Source organism: Paenibacillus taihuensis (assembly GCF_003386535.1).
GTDB lineage: Bacteria > Bacillota > Bacilli > Paenibacillales > Paenibacillaceae > Paenibacillus_Z > Paenibacillus_Z taihuensis.
In genome coordinates, this window is sequence record NZ_QTTN01000046.1 from 33386 (window position 1) to 48885 (window position 15500).

The window sequence follows — 15500 nt, forward strand, 5'->3', positions numbered from 1 at the left end:
TCAACAATCATGAACATGGAAGTGAAAGCAGAACCGGCGTTGCAGCTTTCAGCATCAACGCTCCGCATCGGCGGAAACGCCGAAATCATCCTTTGCGCCTCGCTGTTCTACTTCCGCAATCCTCGCGCTCATTGGCGAGAACGGATGGAACAGCTCAAGGCATACGGCTACAACGCCATCGACGTCTACTTTCCGTGGAACTTTCACGAAAGCGGCGAAGGCATCTGGGATTTCTCGGGTGAGAAGGACGTCGAAGCGTTCCTCCAGCTTGCCGCCGAAGTCGGCTTATGGGTCGTAGCAAGACCTGGACCGTACATCTGCTCCGAATGGGATGGCGGAGCACTTCCGGGGTACTTGTTCGCCAAGCCTGGCATCGTGATTCGCAGTACGGAAGCCGCGTACTTGAAATCGGTGGAGAACTGGTTCGACCGCATCCTCCCGATTCTCGCCAAATACGAGCAGCAGCGCGGAGGCTCCATCATCTGCGTGCAGCTGGAGAACGAGCTTGACTTCTACGACTGCCCGGACCCGAACGCTTACATAACCGCGCTTCGCGATATGGCGGTCAGCCGGGGCATTACCGCCAAGCTCATTGCCTGCGCGGGGCAAGGCGGATTGTACGAAGCATCCGGACTTGTCGACGGTGTCGCACCAACCTGTAACTTCTATCCGAACGATATGGACCCTGAGTTTGAAGCAAAAGTATCCGCATACGAATCACGGCTCGCTGAGCTGGATCTTCCGCTTCTCGTTACAGAAACGAACCGCTCACACTTCCTTCTTCGCCGATTGCTCTCCTGTGGGGCGAAGCTGTTAGGACCTTACCTGCAAGTATCCGGCACGAATTTTGGTTTTACGAATGGCACGAACAACTGGGGCAAGCCGCTTGCATTCATGACAAGCGACTATGACTTCTACGGCATGATTTCTCCCGAAGGGCATGTACGGAGCGAAGCGTACGAAGGACGCTTAATGCGCAGAGTCATTAACGCTTACAGCAGCTCGCTTGCCGAGGCGGTAACAGCACCGGCATCTGAGCTCGCGACAGTAGTAAGAAGCGATCGCGCTGCAACTGGCACAATCGCCGCGCGGCAGCTGCGGTTGAAGCAAGGCGGACAGCTTCTGTTTTCGGTTAATGTGGGTAAACAGGAAGAAGCTGTACAGTTTGAGCTTAGCGGCGAGGGCTTAAGAGTGCCGCAAGCATCACGGCTGACAACCGTGCCTGGACGCTGCGAGATATTGCCGATTGCAGTTCCGCTGAGCGCATGGGGGCTCGAAGGTACGCTCAATTATGCAACAGCTGAACTATCGGATGTGCTCGTGGCTGATGATGGCAAGAAAACGATCATCGTCTTCCATAGCGAGCACGAAGGTGAAATTTCATTAACGCTGAAGCAGCCGATTGCCGCTGCCGAGGTAGAGGGCATGCAGAAGCACGAGCAGCAAGCGGAAGGAACTCATCTCTTCACCTTCGCGGCAGCTGCTGGACAGATCGCCACCTCGCGGCTTGAACTCGCTGATGGTCATGTGATCGAACTCGTCGGGCTGGCAAGAGCCGATGCGCTCCTCATGGATTCGCACATTCATGAAGGCGGTTACATTACGATCGGCAGCCAGATTGCTTACGATGACGCGCCTCGCGATGTCGCGGTCAACTGGTCGCTGAAGCAGGTGGATGCAGCCGCACCGCTGGCTGCCGGATCCGTGTACACGCCGCTAGCGGATGGAGCGGACTACCTGGAGAAGAACGGCATTAATCGCGGCTATGCTTGGTATGAAGCGGTTGACCAGACCCTGGCAGGCGAGCAGGTGCAAGGCGTTCTGGTTCAACAAGGAAGCGACGTTGTATCGATTTACTCGGATCAAGCTTATCTCGGCAGCTGCGTGCCAGGCGGCGGCAGCCGGCTGATTCGCACAAGCGAGGTTCAGACTGGCAGCAAGCTGACGGCGCGGGTTGAAATTTGGGGTCATACCAATTTCGACGATGCAAGGCTTCCGGCGCTAAGACTGGATTCGATGAAAGGAATTAAAGGACTGACATCCGTTACTAAAGTACAGCCGCTCTTGCACTGGCGCGTACTTCGGACGAAGCCGGGAACGCAGCCCGATCTCGAATTTGCTGCACCAGATTTCAACGACAGCGAATGGGCAATCGTCACCTTCGGCAACTGGTTATCGCCGGATCATCCATCTGCGGAATATTTCCGCAAGACATTCACCGCATCAGAGTCTGCGGATTCATGGACGCTCCACTTCGGAGGCATTCAAGCGTTCGCGCAAGTGTTCGTGAACGGCTCGGCAATCGGCTCGGTTCATCCGTTCGATCCGTACATCAATATCTCCGCATACGTGAGACCGGGCGAGGATGTCCAAGTGACGGTATTCCTGGAACGGGTACTCGGCCTCGGCGCAGGCGAAGTCATTCTATATGAAGGCAACGCAGCTCGGGAATGGCGTCTGGCAGCAAGCGAGGAAGCTGAATTGCTGGGGCACGCGGCGCAGGAGCGCACAGCAGCAGAATCGCATGAGCTTCCTGTTCGTCTGGAAGCAGGCGCGGTCGCTTGGCTTTACGGCAAGCTGGATCAGCCGGGCGAAGGCAACGGCTGGCGCGTCAAAGTGAATGGAAGCAACATGAAGCTTACGGTATTCCTGGGCGAGACCATCGTCGGCCGGTTATGGACGGCGAGCGGCGCAACAAGGCCTAGCTTCAGCGGCGGAGATCAAGAATCGTTCTACCTGCCGGGACCTTGGCTGAATAATGGCGACCAGAACGAATTAACCATTTTACTCGAAGCGGTGGAAGCAGGCGAACCTGCCCTGCTGGAGAGCTTCACCTTCTTGCCAGTAGGCATTTTGAAAGGGTAACCACAAAGCTTCGAAGCTTCGATTGAAAGGGGAGAACACGGATGAAAACAATTGCGCAGTCGGCTCCGCCGGCTCCGGCGGCGGTAGAGACGTCGAAACGTGCGCTTCGCGCGCGCACCAAACGATTTTGGAACAACCGTACATTGATTCTCATGTGCGTGCCCGCGATACTCTTTTTCCTCATCTTCGCGTATTTGCCGATGCCGGGCCTGTACCTTGCCTTCATTAAATACAACTATACCGATGGTATCTTCAAGAGTAAGTTCATCGGAATGGAGAATTTCCGGTTCCTCGTGATGACCGGTGACCTATGGAGGCTGACGTTTAATACGATCGCTTACAACATTGGCTTTATCATCTTCGGGAACTTCCTGCAAATCTTCGTTGCGATTCTGCTGAACGAGCTGCGCAAGAAGTGGTTCAAGAAGGTCTCGCAGACGCTCATGTTCCTGCCGTTCTTTATCTCGTTCGTCATTATCGGTCTCATCGCGTACAACATCCTGAGCTACGATTACGGCATCCTGAACAACATCTTGAAGTCGTTCGGGGCAGAACCGGTGAAGACGTACTCGAATTCGCACATTTGGCCGTTCATCATTCTTCTTACTTACTTGTGGCAGTCCACCGGCTATGGGTCGATCGTGTACTTCGCGGCGATCATGGGTCTGGATTCCGAAGTCGTGGAAGCTTCCGAGATTGACGGGGCTAATGCGCTGCAGCGGATCCGCTACATCGTACTCCCTTGGCTGAAGCCGACTTTCATCATACTGCTGCTGTTCTCGCTCGGGGGCGTGCTTCGAGGCAACTTCGGTCTCTTCTATAACCTCGTCGGTGCAAACAATACTTCGCTCTATGCGACGACCGACATTATTGAGACGTATGTCTTCCGCTCGCTCATGAACAACTTCAACTTCTCCATGGGCAGCGCGGTTAGCTTGTATCAATCCGTATTCGGCTTCATCGTTGTTATTACAGCGAACTGGCTGGTCAAGAAGGCATCGCCTGATAATTCATTGTTCTAGGAGGGACTCACATGGAAGTTGTCCAGAAACGCATTCGGACGGATGGGACGTCCTTGTTCGTAAGATGTTTTGGTTATCTATTTATCGGCTTGTTCGCACTTTGCTGCTTGCTTCCATTCCTGGTCGTTGTCGGTACCTCGTTTACGAAGGAAGCGTCTATTGCGAAGCATGGCTTTAATATCTGGCCGCGGGAGTTTTCAACCTTCGCGTACAAGATCGTGTTCGAGAATCCGGATCTTATCATCGGCTCCTATGTCGTATCGATCTGTCTTACCGTTGTCGGCACGCTCGTCGGACTATTCCTCGTTGCGATGACCGGCTACGCGCTGCAGCGGCCGGACTTCGAGCAGAGAAACGGCATATCGTTCTTCATCTACTTCACAACACTATTCTCCGGCGGTATTGTCCCGTTCTACTTGCTCATTAATCAGTATTTGGGTCTTCGGGATAATTACTTAGCCGTTCTTCTACCGGGACTTATGAGTCCGTTTCTCATCATTATGATGAAAAGCTTCACGAGATCGATTCCTCATGCGATTACGGAATCGGCGAAGATTGACGGCGCTGGCGACTTTACCATCTTCATGCGGCTCATTCTGCCGATGACGACGCCGGCACTTGCAACGATCGGTCTATTCATCGCCCTTGGTTATTGGAATGAATGGTATAATGCCATGCTCTTCCTGTCTGCGGACATGAAGTACCGCCCGTTGCAGCTGTTCTTGTACAATGTCATCACGAGCGCGGATTTCATCCGCAACTCGTCGGCCGCTTCGAACGTTCCGCTGCGCGATATGCCGCTGGAATCGATGAAGATGGCGACCGCGGTCGTTGCGACCGGTCCGGTGGTGCTGTTCTACCCGTTTGTACAGCGTTATTTTATCCAAGGCATCACGGTTGGCGCGGTAAAAGGATAATGCAAGTCACGTGCTCTGGGTACACGAGAGACCTGGTCTAGTCTCTCTTACCATAGCCGCTCGAACTGGGCGGAGAACAACAAAGCGGGTTTATCCAAAAATGGGGAGGCTACAAAGAATGGGAAACATGAGAAAGATGGCAATAACGGCATGTTCGCTTTTCCTTGCTTTCGGCTTGGCTGCTTGCGGCAGCGACAACAACAGTTCCTCGGATAATAAGACAAACAATTCATCCGGCGACACAGCTTCAAACAATGCATCCAGCAATACGTCCAGCAATACGTCTAGCAATGCAAATGCGTCGGCTGACAAAATCGACACCAGTGATTTTGAGACCATTACTTATGTCATGCTCGGCGACAAGCCGAAGAATGGCCAGCTGGAGAAAGTTATGGACAAAATCAACGCCATCATGAAACAAAAAATCAATGCCGAGCTGCAAATTAAATGGGTAGAGTGGGCAGACTGGCAAACGAAATATAACCTGCTGCTTGCATCCGGCGAGCCGATTGACCTGATCACAATCGGTACGGACTGGCTCGATACATGGGGCAATGCTCAGCGTGGCGCGTTCCTGCCTCTGAACGATCTGCTCGAGAAGTATGCACCAGAGACATATTCTGAAATTCCGCAAGAAGACTGGGAACAAAGTAAATTCGGCAAAGATATCGTTCTGATCCCGGAAGATCACTATACACAATGGGTTAACCACGGTTTGTACTACCGCGGCGACTGGGCGAAGGAGTTCGGCATTACGGAGCCGATCAAAGACTTCGCTACGTTCGGCAAGTACCTCCAAGGTATCAAAGACAACAAGAAAGACGTTATTCCTTGGGATGCAGCCGGCGCGGCTACTACGCTCTACACAGGCTTCGCTGCATCGGAAACCGATAATATCGAGCTTCCAATTTCCACAGGCTATGTAAACGCATTCTATGGCAAATCCTATGATGATCGCTATACAGTTGACAGCCCGATCTTCAACGATCAATTCATTGATTTCGCGAAGATGACGAAATCATGGGGCGACGCTGGCTACTGGCGTGAAGACGTTCTCAACTACAAGGGCGATACTCGCTCTGAGCTGAGAGCAGGTCAAACAGGTGTAGATGCTCACCATACACAAACATACAAGAACCTTCGCGTTCTGATGGATAAGGATCAACCGGGCTCCGAGTTGCAAATGTTCTCGTACTCCGATACACGCAACAACCTGATTTCGATGCCAATTACGCACGGCGGTACTTCGGTCGGCGCACACAGCAAACACCCAGAGCGCGCTCTGATGGCTTACGAGCTGATCCGCCAAGACAAAGAAATTTATCAACTGATGAACTACGGTATTGAAGGCGTTCAATACGAAATCAAAGACGGCGTTCGCGTTCGTCCGGCTGGCTACGACGAGGCTAAAGACGGCTTCTACACAGACTTCTGGGGCGGCCGTGTTGACAAGTTCGAAATCCCGACTGACCAAGACTGGAGCGGCATTGGCGACATCTACAAGAAATACGATGCGATCAAGAAGCCATTCCCTTACGGCAAGTTCGTATTCGACAAGTCCAATGTAGACCCAGAGATGACTGCAATTTCTCAAGTTCTCGGCGAGCAAATGCCAGCTATCCTTGCCGGTAAAGCAGGCGACCCTGAGAAAGCAGTAGCAGCACTTCGCGACAAGCTGAAAGCAGCTGGCTACGACAAAGTAAAAGACGAAATCCAGAAGCAATTGGATGCTTTCAAAGCATCTGAGCAAGGCTAATTCGAGGGTTTTGGCAAATGATCAACCGGGCAGTGCGCAGGCACTGCTCGGTTGATTTTTTTGTGCGAGTGTAGGTGGGTGAGGCGGAATGCCGGCGTTCGTGGCGGCGTGATTTTGTATCTGAGAGAACGTATGTGATCTCTCAGAGGTGGAAAGCTGCCGCGTCGGCGTGATTTTGTATTTGAGAGAACGTATGTGGTCTCTCGGCGCCAGATCGAGGCTGATTTCAGTCTGGGAGAACATATGCGATCTCTCAGCTCCGCGCTGCCTGCGATTCGCGCTCGTTTCCTCGCTGAGAGATCCGAAATGGATCTCTCAGCTTCAATTTTGCGGGATTTCCTCGCTGAGAGTCCGTATTAGGATCTCTCGGCTCCGCGCTGCCCGCAATTCGCGCTCGTTTCCTCGCTGAGAGATCCGAAATGGGTCTCTCAGCTTCAATTCGCGGGATTTCCTCGCTGAGAGAACCAATTTGGATCTCTCGGAGGCGGTTCTCCCTCTCCAAGCAGGGAAATGGGCATTATAATTGAAGAAGTGAGTGGGGAAACCTGAAAAGTTCGTCATAGCGCGCGGAAATGGCGGTGATTTGCGCTCGGTATCACGGATTTTTCTATGTGGGTGGTTTTGGAAGAAAAAACTTTCGTGCAACTCGCAAATAAATTAGTCCGCTAAGCGTTCAAATTTATTTCGTGCAACGTGCTATATATCACCCACACCCAGCGTCTTACTCTATGAAGGAGGCGAGAGCATGCCAAATGATCAAATGCCGGCCCGATTTCAATTGATATTTCGGGAGCATTATCCATCCGTTCTACGCAAAATAACGAGTCTTATCGGAGACCGTGCCGCGGCGGAGGACTTGGCGCAAGAAGTTTTTATAAGGCTGTACCGCAATCCGCCGGAGGATCTGGCGAGAACGGGACCGTGGCTGCACCGCGTGCTTACGCGTATCGTATATGACCATTACCGCAAGGCAGGAAGAATGAACGACTTAACCGAGAAGCAGCAGCATGAAGCGCTCACCGATGAGCAGGCATATCCGTCCAACGAGGCGGTCGTCATTCAGAGCTGGGAACGCGATGTCGTTCGCGGCGTGCTGAACAAGCTGTCCGATCGGGACAGGCAAGCGCTGCTCTTGAAGGAGCAAGGCTACAGCCATGCTGAAATCGCCGAGGCGCTGCAAGTGAATCCGAAGATCGTCGGGACGCTGCTCATGAGAGCGCAAAGCCGATTTAAGAAAAATATGCTTTCCGAGGAGGCTATGGAGCAATGAAACAACCGAAACGTCCGGAAGAAGAGAACCGTGATTTATTGAACGTGACAGAAGACGATGTGGAGCTCGCCCTGAATCGATTGTTTATGTCCGTGAAAGAGGAAGGAGTACCGGCTGTGTGGCTGGAAGAGGAAAAGCCAGCGCCGCTGAAAGTGATACATGAAGAGCAAGCCGAGGAAGCGCCAACACCATCGCCAACAGAAAGACCTCAAGCTGCTCCAACAACACCTGCACCAATTTCTACTATTAATGAAGAAAAAATTTCTCGCAAGCCGCGCCGCCGGGTTCAGCGGAGATGGGTATCTCTCATATCGGCTGCAGCAGTTGCCGGCGTGCTCATGTTCTCGTCATGGGGGCAGGATGTCATGGCGTCGGTGATGAACACGTTCCGCGTACAGCATTTCCAGACGGTATCGATCAGCCAGGCCGATATGGAAAGCTTCCAAGCTGCATTGCAGTCTGGTACAGTGGGTACACGTCAGCTCGATCTGAAGCGTTACGGGGAAATTGAGCAAACAGGCGGCGGCCAAGAGCGCGTCGTTAATGAGTCGGAAGCAATGACTCTTGCTGGTGACCGTCAGCTGAAGCAGTTCCCAGGCGGAGAAAACGTCATCCAATACATGCCCGAGCAGCAAATTACGTTCAAGCTGCATCCGAAAGCAATTAACCAGATGATCGCGCTGCTTGGCGGCAAAACAGAGTTTCCGAAATCCGTCGAGGATTCGCCGATTAAGCTGACCATTCCAGGCACATTTGTGGTGAAGAGCGCAGGCGATTCGTCGAAGCGTCTCACACAGCTGCCGAATCCGTCGCTTGATGTATCGGATGACGTAGATGTCGAACAGATTCGTCAAGCTGTCCTTGACCTGCCGATGCTTCCGGACGATATGCGGACGAAGCTTGCGGGCATTGGCGACTGGCGTCACACGCTTCCGGTTCCGTCGTTCTCTACGGATAACGTCCATACGACGAAGATCGATGGCAATGAAGCGATTGTAACCGATTCGGGTTCCAGCCGTTCGATCATTTGGCTGCAGGATGAATGGGTTTACCAGCTCAGCGGCTCGGTCGGTGATTATCCGACAGAAGATTCGATTATTAATGAAGCTCGAGGAATGATGAAATGATCATTTTGCAGACTGACCGTCTGTCCAAAACATATGCGTCCGGCACGGGCTGCTCGAATATTTCGCTGACCATCAAGCAAGGGCAAATATTCGGACTGCTCGGACCGAACGGGGCAGGCAAAAGCACGTTTGTAAAAATGGTCGTCGGCCTCCTTCGTCCGGACAGCGGCAGCGGTACGCTATTCGGCAAGCCGATCGGCGACCCAGAATCGCGGGTGAAGCTCGGGTATTTGCCTGAGCTGTTCCGCTTTCAAGATTGGCTGACCGGAGCGGAGGTGCTCCGGTACCATGCCGGTCTGTGCGGCATGACGCGCGCGCAGACGAAGTCGGCTTCTTTCGCCGCGCGGATCAAGGAAGTGTTCCGCACTTGCGGACTGAATGAGCGCGGCTATGACCGGGTCCGGCAATATTCCAAAGGCATGCAGCAGCGGCTTGGTCTCGCGTGCGCCCTGCTTATGGACCCGGATTTTATTATTCTCGACGAACCGTCGTCGGCGCTAGATCCGATCGGCCGTTATGAGGTTCGGCAGCTGCTCGAGCGACTGCGTTCGGAAGGGAAGACGGTGTTCCTGAACACGCATCTGCTCGAGGACGTCGAAGCCGTATGCGATGAAGTTGCTTTCTTGCATAAGGGACAGCTTCGTGCGAGCGGACCGATGCAGGAAATGCTGCGAACCGACTCGAGCTGGGAGCTGACCGTTAGCGGATGGCTGCCTGAGCTGCAAGAGGAGCTGAGCGAGCAGCTGCTGCCAGGGATGGCGGTTGAAGTTACGAAGAAGGCCGCCGATGGCAGTGCCGTCTTGAAAGTATCTGCGCACAATCGCGAACAGATCGGCTATCTGATTCGCTTATTAGTAGAAGAAGGCGTAACCGTCTATGAAGTGGTGCCGGTCCAAGGCAGCTTGGAAGCATGGTTCTTATCGATGTCAGGCGGAGAAGCGGCAGGAGGTGCACGTTCATGAGCTGGATCGCTTTTGCCGGGAAAGAGCTGTTTCGCAAACGGATTTTTCCGGTAACGTTCGTCCTTTCACTGCTGTTCGTCTCGCTGTTTACCTTCGGCGTGTATAAGATATCGACCAATTTTGAGGGACATGTGGAAACTCTGGCCGGTAACGTCTCCGACAGCATCGTGCTGATGACGCTCGGACTGCTGTTTTCCCAAATGATTATTGCGTTCTTTATCCTCTTCACGACGATGGGAGCGATCTCCGGAGAGATTGAGAACGGGCTGATGTTAGCCATCCTGTCGAGGCCGATCCCAAGATGGAAAGTGTATCTCGGCAAGTATGCCGGCTATGCGTTCTGGCTGGTGCTGTACGCGGCGATTATGTATTTTGCGATCATGATGCCGGTCCATTATTTGCTGCATTTTCCGATGCTGCCGCTGACGCTGCTGAAGACCTTCCTGCTGTTTATATGGACTCCGCTGCTGCTGCTTGCGGTTTGTATGCTCGGCTCGACTTTCCTGCCGATGCTTGGCAATGGCGTTGCCTGCGCGATGCTGTATGGACTAAGCATGTTCAGCGGCTTTGCCGAAAATATTTTCAATAAAGTCGGCGAGAACGAGATGGTCAGCCGCTTCGCATTTCTGCTGAAGCTGCTCATGCCGGCCAATTCGATGCTGAATCGGATTACGTTCGAATTGCTGGATGGGTTGGAGCTTCCGCTGCCGACGCAGGCTGTCGAAAGTATGGGGCCGTTCGCCACGTTTAACGTGCCTAGCAACGCATTTGTAGGCTACACGATTGTATATCTGATCATCATTCTTGCGCTTGGCTGCTTCGGCTTCCGCAAGAAAGATATTGCTTAGCTTAAAGGGGAGTATGACGACAATGAACGATGTGATTTTGAAGATCCGCGGACTTCGCAAGCATTATAAAGGGGTCAATGCGGTAGACGGCATTGATATGGCTTTGCAGAGAGGCGATATTTACGGCTTTCTCGGGCAGAACGGCGCGGGCAAGACGACGACAATTCGGATGCTGATGGGGCTTATTCAGCCAACGACCGGTACGGTGGAGCTGTTCGGCGAGAAAATCGGAAAGGGCAAGAATCCGGTGCTGCGCAAAGTCGGTTCCGTCATTGAATATCCGGGCTTCTACCCAAACCTGACGGCCATCGAGAACTTGGAGCTTCATGGCAAAATGATGGGTGTAAAGCAGTCGGATGCATTCGAGGATGCCCTTCAAACGACGGGACTATGGGAGGCGCGCAATCGCAAAGCGTCCAACTTCTCGCTTGGCATGAAGCAGCGCCTCGGTATTGCCCGGGCAATTCTTCATAACCCGGAGCTGCTCATTCTGGACGAGCCGACGAACGGACTTGACCCGATGGGGATTAAAGAGATTCGTCATCTGATCCAAGAGCTGGCGCAGAAGCGGAAGATTACGATTCTCGTCTCCAGCCATATCCTGAGCGAAGTGGAGCAGTTGGCGACGAAAGTCGGCATTATCCACCGCGGCCGGATGCTGGAAGAGACGTCGATGCAGCAGCTCAAGGAGCGGAATCGTCAATATATTAGCTTGCAAGTCGATGACCTGGAGCGCTCGAAGGAGCTGCTCGTGAAAGAAATGGGCATCCGAGATTGCCGTGTCGATGAGGATGGCTGGCTGCGTATCTATGACGACGGCCACGTGCCGGGCGAGATGAACAAGTTGCTCGTTCGTGAAGGCATTCTTGTGAACAGCCTTCATGCGATGAAGGATTCGCTTGAAGATTACTTTGTGCGTTTGGTGGAAGGCGGTGCTGTTGGGCATGCTTGATTTGATTGCTTGCGAATGGCTGAAATGGCGCAGATCGCGCATGCTCTGGCTGATCCTGCTCGGAGCGCTGCTCCCTGCTGTGCTTAACTTCTTCGTTGAGGTGCACAATTCCAGCGATGCGGCGTTTCAATGGAAAGGTTATTTTGGCGATAATTTAATGATGATGATGATGCTCATGTGTCCGGCCTTATACGCGTTACTCGTTGGTTATTTATTCGCAAGAGAGTTTCAAGAGCGTACGGTCAACAACATGCTGACAGGTCCGTATTCGCGCAATATGGTGCTGGCAGCGAAGTTTATCATTGCGATCCCGGTACTTGGTTCCGTACTGCTTCTCGCATTCTTGCTTACATTCGGCTCTGCATTCGTGTTCACGTCGGATCTGCCATCTGCCTCTGTTTTCTGGCATGCGCTTGGCAAATACGGCTTGCTGCTCGCCTTGGAATATGCGCTCGTACCGATCGCGGCTGCGGTTGCGCTGCTCTGGCGCAGCTACATCCCGGCGATGGGACTTGGCGTATTCGCGGTGATCTCGGAGCTGACGATCATGCAGTCCAAGTACATTATGTACTACCCGTGGAGCGCGCCGCTGAACATACTCGATACGATGAACGAACACTACAAGTCGACTTCGACCGGTGTAATCACGATGGTCGTGACATTCATCGTTCCGCTTCTCTTTATCGTGACGTACTTCCGCAGAGCGGACGTGCACAGCGGCTAAAATCGGGATAACGGATATAACAAAAACTCACTGACCTAAGGTTAGTGAGTTTTTTTGTTGTCCGCCATATACATGGTTAGCTCTCGGACCCTCGAAACGACTGCGGCGATTTGCCGGCATATTTGCGGAACATTCGTGAGAAGTAGTGGACGGAGCTGAAATGGTACTTGTCCGCGATTTGCATAATGCTGAGGTTAGAAGAACGGAGGTCCTCCTTCGCTCTGCTGATGCGAAACTGATTGACGTATTGAATCGGAGAGAGTCCGGTTGTCCGCTTGAATAAATCGAAGAAGTAGCCCCTGCTGACACCCAGCGAGTCGGCGTAGTCTTCAATAACAATCTCGGCGCCGCTGAGCAGATCGGCCTCGATTCTCTCCAGCAGCTTGCTGATGCGAGGGTCCGGGATATGCGATTCTTGCAGCGAGAACGTTAAGAAGTGATGGATGAATTCGGCAAAATGGCTCTGGGCGGTCATGCTCCGCAGAAACGTCCGCTCATTCGTATGCTCATTGGATATAAAGCTTCGGGCCAGCAGGTCCGTCCAGTTCAGCAGCGAAGTGCTTACATTCTTAATTTCGGGCAGCGGGAACGGGAATTTCTCGCCGAGCAACTCCGGACGGAGCAAGTCGCGGTCATAGCAGATCGGGGCTGCTGTATCCTTGTACAGCTCGGTTCGATCGATATAGTGCCAATCGAAATAGCAGCACACTTTCGTCATAGGCTCGTTCTCATCTGCGATCAAATCGTGAGGTTGCCCTGGTTCCACATAGACCATCATGCCAGGGTAGACGTCGTAATCGACGCCTCGCAGCCGGATAAGGCCTCTGCCCTCCGTGAAGAAGTAGATCGAGCTTGTATACACATACCGATTCATGCTGGTCTGCCCGCGATAGAACGGATATTTGGTGGCGTAATAGACGTAAGGGTGGAATTTCGAGAAATCCATCGCAGTCATCATAGACCTTCTCCCTCGCTAGCTTGTGTAATTCACCTGACTATTGTGCAACTGTCTGACTGTAAGCTAAATACAACGCAGGTCGCCCTCAGGTACATTAAATATAACACATCACTTATTAATGAAGGGGCTGCATAGGATGGCAAGCGAGTTGAAATTGCTTAATGACGAGCAGATGATTCAGTTTATTACGAAGGGTTATGTCGTTCTTCAAAATGAATTGCCGGAGGATTTGCACCGGAGCGTGATGAATCAAATCGACTTCGCCTTTCAGAACGAAGGGAATCCCGGCAATAATATTTTGCCTCGCGTACCGGACATTCAGAAATTTTTCGATACGCCGGTATCGAGAGGCGCGCTGACGAGCGTTCTGGGACCTGACTATTATATGCATCCGCATCGCCATATGCATTACAATCAGCCGGGAAACGGGAAGCCAGGCGGCGGTGAGTGGCACAAGGACGGATTCTGGTCATCCATGCGCAGCCATCGTCCATGGTGGGTCATGATGTTCTACTACACGCAGGACATTACGGAAGATATGGGCCCGACGGCGATTATGCCGGGCTCCCAATATAATGAGAAGTTTCCGAATCAATCGCAGGTTCTGCCGACAGGCAAAGCGGGGACAATCGCGCTCGTGCACTTCGATCTGTGGCACAAAGCATCGCTGAACACGTCGAATATTGACCGTTACATGCTCAAGTTCCAATTCGTTCGCCTCTCGGAGCCGTCGTCGCCGAGCTGGAATCATACGCATGCCGTTCCGGCATTCCCTTCGAACGCACCGGATGCACATTTGAACCTGTGGCATGATGTGTGGAACTGGCTTAGAGGAGAGAGCCAGCCGGCAGAGTCAGCAGAGTCAGCAGAGTCAGCAGAGTCGACCGAGGTTGCAAATGCAGACGTACCTACATTAATCGGGGCGTTATCGAGTGAAGATGGAATTATTCGAAGTCAAGCTGCCGACAAGCTCGGCTTGATCGGGCAGGCCGCTGAAGCAGCTGTTCCGAAGCTGGCGGAGCTCATCCGTGATTCGTCCGAGGATGCGGCGCTGAATGCTGTCTATGCGATGGGGCATATCGGGGGATCCGGTACGTCAGCATTGCTGAAGGAGCTGGCGGAAGGCTCCAAGCTAACGGCGCAGCGCGCGGCTTACGGGCTCCAAGCTGCTGGCATAGACGCTGTTCCAGGTCTTATTCATGTGCTGGATCAAGGGGAAGAGAACAGCAGAGCGCTCGCTGCATTCGTGCTCGGGATGATTGGCTCGAAGGCATCCTCCGCAGTTCCTTCATTAATCGTCGCATTGAACGATGCAAGCGATTGGGTTCGTCGTAATGTAGTGGAAGCGCTCGGAATGATCATGGAGCCGGCGGATGAGACCGTTCCGGCGATCGTGCAGACGCTCGTAGAAGCGGTGGCGAAAGAGTCAGCGACGGGTACGGAAAGTGTGAGCACGGGCTCTTACGTGTACAACCAGGAATATATAACGAACAAAATCGCCTATACAGCCGCATTATCCCTGCTGCGAATCGGCAGGCACGGTGATCCGGAGCTGGTCATTGATGGGCTTGAAGCGGGTCTGCAAAGTAGAGATCGCTATACGAGAGCTTACGCATTCGAAGCGCTGACAGCCATTCGCACACCGAGAGCGGTAGACGTGCTGATCAAGCATTACCGTGCTGCGCGTTGGTGTCCGGATACGCATAAAGAGAGCACGTTCTAACTCCGCGAAGATGAATAAAGAAGAAAGAAAAGAAAAGACCTTCACCAGGCAATGTCATTAAGTTAACTCAATGACATTGACCGAGAATAGAAATGGAATCCAAAATGGCATGAGGGAAACCCCTGTGCCGTTTGTTTTTTTGGTGCAGTCTGAAAAAAGTGTACAGCAAACAAGCGGATAGACAATCCGCTTAAAAAATGTTCATTCGAACCGATTTATGCTACTCTGTAGACGAAGCTTACAGATGATTTATAGCGTGTTTTGCGCGTATTCTGCTGCCCTGGTCGAATCGGGCGAATCGGCAAAACGTTTCTTCGAATCAGTCTCTTGAGCGCAGGAAATGTCTACAAACATGAACGGCAACCGTGAAGTTGAC

12 protein-coding genes are annotated in these 15500 nt (G+C 52.7%); 11 read left to right on the plus strand and 1 reads right to left on the minus strand.

The window, feature by feature from the left end; genetic code table 11:
- Positions 1-9 precede the first annotated feature (9 nt).
- The 10 genes from A8990_RS26740 (at position 10) to A8990_RS26785 (ending at position 12443) form a co-directional block, all read left to right on the plus strand.
- Positions 10-2865: a beta-galactosidase gene (locus tag A8990_RS26740; protein WP_116192089.1), complete on the plus strand. Its 2856-nt coding sequence runs from the start codon at positions 10-12 to the stop codon at positions 2863-2865.
- A 152-nt stretch (positions 2866-3017) separates the two neighbouring features.
- On the plus strand, positions 3018-3887 hold the full coding sequence (locus A8990_RS26745; RefSeq protein ID WP_245996244.1) for an ABC transporter permease: 870 nt from the start codon (positions 3018-3020) through the stop codon (positions 3885-3887).
- A gap of 11 nt (positions 3888-3898) precedes the next feature.
- Positions 3899-4804 carry a carbohydrate ABC transporter permease gene (locus tag A8990_RS26750; RefSeq protein ID WP_116192091.1) on the plus strand — a complete coding sequence of 302 codons (906 nt, stop codon included), beginning with the start codon at positions 3899-3901 and terminating at the stop codon, positions 4802-4804.
- Between the two features lie 118 nt (positions 4805-4922).
- Complete coding sequence (locus A8990_RS26755; RefSeq protein ID WP_245996241.1) at positions 4923-6560, plus strand: ABC transporter substrate-binding protein; 1638 nt, start codon at positions 4923-4925, stop codon at positions 6558-6560.
- Between the two features lie 745 nt (positions 6561-7305).
- A complete protein-coding gene (locus A8990_RS26760) occupies positions 7306-7830 on the plus strand; it encodes a sigma-70 family RNA polymerase sigma factor (protein WP_245996242.1) in 525 nt (174 codons plus the stop codon).
- On the plus strand, positions 7827-8957 hold the full coding sequence (locus A8990_RS26765) for a hypothetical protein (RefSeq protein ID WP_116192092.1): 1131 nt from the start codon (positions 7827-7829) through the stop codon (positions 8955-8957). Before A8990_RS26760 ends, A8990_RS26765 begins: the two co-directional genes overlap by 4 nt.
- Positions 8954-9919, plus strand: coding sequence for an ABC transporter ATP-binding protein (locus A8990_RS26770; protein WP_116192093.1), 966 nt, complete (start codon positions 8954-8956; stop codon positions 9917-9919). Before A8990_RS26765 ends, A8990_RS26770 begins: the two co-directional genes overlap by 4 nt.
- Entirely contained in the window at positions 9916-10767 is an 852-nt protein-coding gene (locus tag A8990_RS26775) for an ABC transporter permease (RefSeq protein ID WP_181909796.1), read from the plus strand. The genes A8990_RS26770 and A8990_RS26775 overlap by 4 nt, the downstream gene beginning before the upstream one ends.
- A 22-nt stretch (positions 10768-10789) precedes the next feature.
- A complete protein-coding gene (locus A8990_RS26780) occupies positions 10790-11719 on the plus strand; it encodes an ABC transporter ATP-binding protein (RefSeq protein WP_116192095.1) in 930 nt (309 codons plus the stop codon).
- Positions 11712-12443, plus strand: coding sequence for an ABC transporter permease (locus tag A8990_RS26785; protein WP_147306878.1), 732 nt, complete (start codon positions 11712-11714; stop codon positions 12441-12443). Before A8990_RS26780 ends, A8990_RS26785 begins: the two co-directional genes overlap by 8 nt.
- A 76-nt stretch (positions 12444-12519) precedes the next feature.
- On the opposite strand, the gene A8990_RS26790 is transcribed toward A8990_RS26785, so the two are convergent.
- Positions 12520-13401: an AraC family transcriptional regulator gene (locus A8990_RS26790; protein ID WP_245996243.1), complete on the minus strand. Its 882-nt coding sequence runs from the start codon at positions 13399-13401 to the stop codon at positions 12520-12522.
- Between the two features lie 136 nt (positions 13402-13537).
- Here A8990_RS26790 and A8990_RS26795 point away from each other — a divergent pair, with 136 nt between their 5' ends.
- Positions 13538-15124 carry a HEAT repeat domain-containing protein gene (locus A8990_RS26795; RefSeq protein ID WP_116192097.1) on the plus strand — a complete coding sequence of 529 codons (1587 nt, stop codon included), beginning with the start codon at positions 13538-13540 and terminating at the stop codon, positions 15122-15124.
- Positions 15125-15500: the final 376 nt, after the last annotated feature.

What these genes read in the sequence shown, in the direction of transcription:
- A8990_RS26755 (WP_245996241.1), top strand. Translation starts at nt 4,923, where the DNA reads ATGGGAAACATGAGAAAGATGGCAATAACGGCATGTTCGCTTTTCCTT.
- A8990_RS26785 (WP_147306878.1), top strand. Translation starts at nt 11,712, where the DNA reads ATGCTTGATTTGATTGCTTGCGAATGGCTGAAATGGCGCAGATCGCGC.
- A8990_RS26775 (WP_181909796.1), top strand. Translation starts at nt 9,916, where the DNA reads ATGAGCTGGATCGCTTTTGCCGGGAAAGAGCTGTTTCGCAAACGGATT.
- A8990_RS26740 (WP_116192089.1), top strand. Translation starts at nt 10, where the DNA reads ATGAACATGGAAGTGAAAGCAGAACCGGCGTTGCAGCTTTCAGCATCA.
- A8990_RS26795 (WP_116192097.1), top strand. Translation starts at nt 13,538, where the DNA reads ATGGCAAGCGAGTTGAAATTGCTTAATGACGAGCAGATGATTCAGTTT.
- A8990_RS26790 (WP_245996243.1), bottom strand. Translation starts at nt 13,401, where the DNA reads ATGATGACTGCGATGGATTTCTCGAAATTCCACCCTTACGTCTATTAC.
- A8990_RS26750 (WP_116192091.1), top strand. Translation starts at nt 3,899, where the DNA reads ATGGAAGTTGTCCAGAAACGCATTCGGACGGATGGGACGTCCTTGTTC.
- A8990_RS26770 (WP_116192093.1), top strand. Translation starts at nt 8,954, where the DNA reads ATGATCATTTTGCAGACTGACCGTCTGTCCAAAACATATGCGTCCGGC.
- A8990_RS26760 (WP_245996242.1), top strand. Translation starts at nt 7,306, where the DNA reads ATGCCAAATGATCAAATGCCGGCCCGATTTCAATTGATATTTCGGGAG.
- A8990_RS26780 (WP_116192095.1), top strand. Translation starts at nt 10,790, where the DNA reads ATGAACGATGTGATTTTGAAGATCCGCGGACTTCGCAAGCATTATAAA.
- A8990_RS26765 (WP_116192092.1), top strand. Translation starts at nt 7,827, where the DNA reads ATGAAACAACCGAAACGTCCGGAAGAAGAGAACCGTGATTTATTGAAC.
- A8990_RS26745 (WP_245996244.1), top strand. Translation starts at nt 3,018, where the DNA reads ATGTGCGTGCCCGCGATACTCTTTTTCCTCATCTTCGCGTATTTGCCG.